We start from the raw sequence: 3,347 nt of genomic DNA, 5'->3' as shown, positions 1-3,347 counted from the left end.
CTTGTCCGTGGCACGCCGCACCTATCCACGCGACGTCGCGACGGCGATCGCCTCTGAGTCGGCGACCGCGGCCGTTGTCCCGCGGGAGCCAACAGATCCGAGAGCCGGAACTGGTCTGCAAATTTTGCAGCACCAATAGGGGCAAGCCCAACACTGGTTCCTCGACACCGCCATCGAATACGCGAACAACCGCATGGTGTTTGGGCATCCAATCGACTCCCGTGTTCAGGCGATGCGCCGTGTGACCGGGGTGAAGTCGCCTCGACTGTGGGCGACGTGGGCTAATGCGATGCGCACTGAGCACAACCCACGGAGTCCACGGCGCCGCCCAGCACCGGATACACCAGGCGCGGGCAGTCTGCAACGACTAGCCTGGGTGGCTGGACGGAATTCCAGGGGCCACGGTTATCGGCGCATTTCCACCGGGTCGCCCGGCCAACCGGAGGTATGCACCTTCACCGCATCGATGCCGTTACGGAGAAGCCGGATGACAGCAGAAGACGATGTGCGCCGACCGGCTTGGGACACGCGACGGCGGGCCAAAGCCGAGCGCTTGGCTGATGCGCGGCGGTTTGTGGACGGCAAACTGGTCAAGCCGGCTCAGCTCGCCCCGGTGCTTGAGACGATCATCCGGCCCGGTGACAAGGTGGCTTTGGAGGGCGACAACCAGAAGCAGGCGGACTTTCTGTCCCGCACGCTGGCCAGCTGCGACCCGACAAAACTGCACCACCTGCACATGCTGATCGGGTCGGTGTCTCGAGTGGAACATCTCGACCTGTTTGAGCTGGGCATAGCGTCCAAACTTGATTTGGCCTACGCCGGTCCGCAAAGCGTGAGGATCGCTCAGCTGGTCGCCGACGGCACCGTCTCAATCGGTGCGGTGCACACCTACGTCGAGCTGTACGCCCGCATGGTGGTCGACCTTCGGCCCGACGTGGCGCTGTTGTGTGCGGAGGCCGCCGACAGCAGCGGGAACCTCTACACCGGCGCCAACACCGAAGACAGCCCGATCATCGCGGAGGCCGCTGCGTTTCACGACGGGGTGGTGATCGTGCAAGCCGACGAGATCGTCGAGAGCGGCGAGCTGCCCCGCGTGGACATTCCCGGTGACTGGGTGGATTTGGTGGTGCAGGCCGACCGGCCGTTTGCACTGGAGCCGCTGTTCACCCGCGACCCCAAACAGATCGGGCCGGTGGAGATCCGGCAGGCGATGATCGCCCTGCGTGGAGTGTATGAGCGCCATCAGGTGGTGTCGTTGAATCACGGTGTCGGATTCAGCACCGCAGCCATCGAGCTGATCCTGCCCACCTACGGCGAACAGTTGGGCCTTCGGGGCAAGATTGCGCGCAACTGGACCCTAAATCCGCATCCCACCTTGATTCCGGCGATCGAATCAGGCTGGGTGGAGACCATCCACAGCTTCGGTGGCGAGTCAGGCATGAACAAGTACGTGGCCGCCCGCCCGGATGTCTTCTTCAACGGTGCCGATGGCTCGCTGCGCTCGAACCGCGTGTTGTGCCAGCTCGCGGGCCAATACGCCATCGACATGTTCATCGGCTCCACGTTGCAGATGGACGCCGACGCCAACTCGTCGACGGTCACCGAGGGACGGCTGAGCGGGTTCGGCGGGGCACCCAACATGGGACACGACCCACACGGTCGGCGCCATTCCACCCCGGCATGGCTGGACCTGCACTACGGCGAGGGCGCCGCGATGCGCGGCCGCAAACTCGTTGTGCAGATCGTGCAAACGTTCCAGTCCAGCGGCACTCCCACGTTCGTCGAGTCGCTCGACGCCATCGAATTCGGCAAGAAAGCGGGCATGCCGCTGCCACCGGTGATGATCTACGGGGACGACGTCAGCCACGTCGTCACCGAGGAGGGCGTCGCCTACCTGTACAAGGCTTCCTCGCTGGAGGATCGACGCGCCGCGTTGGCCGCGATCGCCGGGGTCACCCCACTGGGGCGGGGCGCGGACACCTCCCGGCTCGAGGGGCTGCGCCGCGACGGGCTGGTCGCACTGCCCGAAGACCTCAAGATCGACGCGAACCTGGCCAACCGATCACTGCTGGCCGCCCGCAGCATCGGCGACCTCGTCGCGTGGTCCGGGGGCCTGTATGAGCCGCCGCCGCAATTCCGGGATTGGTGAAACATGCCTTTGATGACCGCCATCACCGAAGCCTCCGGCACCGCGGCGCCGCGGTCTGCTGCTCTGAGTCCCGACACGCTCGGGCGGCTGGCCGCACGAGCCCTGTGTGAGGAGGCCATCCTCACACCCAAGCCAGGGCTGGTCGACCTGCGCGGTGGTAACACCCACCACGACATGGACGTCGAGACTCTGCTCGCCTCCGCCGACGCGCTGGCCGACCCGATCGCCCGCTGCGCCGAAGCCGCCCGCGCCACGCCGCTGGGCCCGCAGCTGCGGGCGCGCATCGGAGCGATCGGCCGCGTCGGTGAGCAGCGGATGCTTCATGCCACTGACGGTGTCAACACCCACCGCGGCGCACTGTGGGTGCTTGGGCTGCTCGCCGCCGGTTTGGCCGTACACCCCGATCCCGCGTCGGCCGCCACCTTCGCGGCGCGACTGGCCACCATCCCCGACCCGGCCATGGCTGGACTGAGGCTGTCGCACGGCGCGCTTGCCCGTCGCCGCTACGGCGCCACCGGAGCCCTCGGCGAGGCCCGCGCCGGCTTTCCCCACACCGTGCACGTGGCCCTGCCGACGCTGCGAGCCGCCCGCGCCGCCGGCTGCGACGAGGACACCGCACGCCTCGGGGCGCTGTTGAGTTGTATGGCCAGCCTGCAGGACACGTGCACGCTGCACCGCGGCGGCGTCGAGGGCCTGGCAATCGTCCGCGATGGCGCCGCCGCAATCATGCGGGCCGGCGGTTGCGCCACCACGCGCGGACGGCAGCTGCTGCATGAACTCGATCTGGCCACCCGGCGTCTGCGGCTGTCAACTGGCGGCAGCGGCGACGTGCTGGCGGCGGCGATATTCGTCGACTCCGTTCACACGCGTGTCGGCGGAGCCGGGAAGGACTGACAAGATGCGGACCCTGCACTACGAGTTCGAGGCTTCCCGGCGACCAGCGCGGCGAGTCCATATCGGCGTCGTCGCCTCCGGTGACCTCGAGATTCTCCTGGAGCCGCGCGACGACGACCCTGACGCCGTCACGCACGCACGGGTGCGCGTCCGGACCAGCGTCGACGGGTTCGACCAGGTGTGGCAGGCGACTCTGCAACGCTTCTTCGCTCGCACGCCCGTGCTCGGTCAGTGGGAGCTCAACGACGCCGGCGCCACCCCGGCGATAGTGACGCTGCGGCTACAGCAAGCCGCCGACGCGGCA

At 67.6% G+C, this 3,347-nt stretch carries 3 protein-coding genes; all 3 read left to right on the top strand.

The annotated features are described in order from the left end of the window. Window positions 1-487: 487 nt before the first annotated feature. A complete protein-coding gene (gene mdcA / locus VE759_RS09865) occupies window positions 488-2,149 on the top strand; it encodes a malonate decarboxylase subunit alpha (RefSeq protein ID WP_324931079.1) in 1,662 nt (553 codons plus the stop codon). A gap of 12 nt (window positions 2,150-2,161) precedes the next feature. Further along, a complete protein-coding gene (locus tag VE759_RS09860; protein WP_324931076.1) occupies window positions 2,162-3,043 on the top strand; it encodes a triphosphoribosyl-dephospho-CoA synthase in 882 nt (293 codons plus the stop codon). 4 nt (window positions 3,044-3,047) lie between these two features. After that, a partial coding sequence (gene mdcC / locus VE759_RS09855; RefSeq protein WP_324931073.1) for a malonate decarboxylase acyl carrier protein occupies window positions 3,048-3,347 on the top strand: 300 nt, incomplete at its 3' end.

The organism is Mycobacterium sp. (assembly GCF_035640695.1).
Taxonomy (GTDB): Bacteria; Actinomycetota; Actinomycetes; order Mycobacteriales; family Mycobacteriaceae; genus Mycobacterium.
This window is presented reverse-complemented; position numbering and strand designations above follow the sequence as displayed.

Coding starts and splice junctions, on each gene's coding strand:
- mdcA (WP_324931079.1), top strand. CDS start 488: ATGACAGCAGAAGACGATGTGCGCCGACCGGCTTGGGACACGCGACGG.
- VE759_RS09860 (WP_324931076.1), top strand. CDS start 2,162: ATGACCGCCATCACCGAAGCCTCCGGCACCGCGGCGCCGCGGTCTGCT.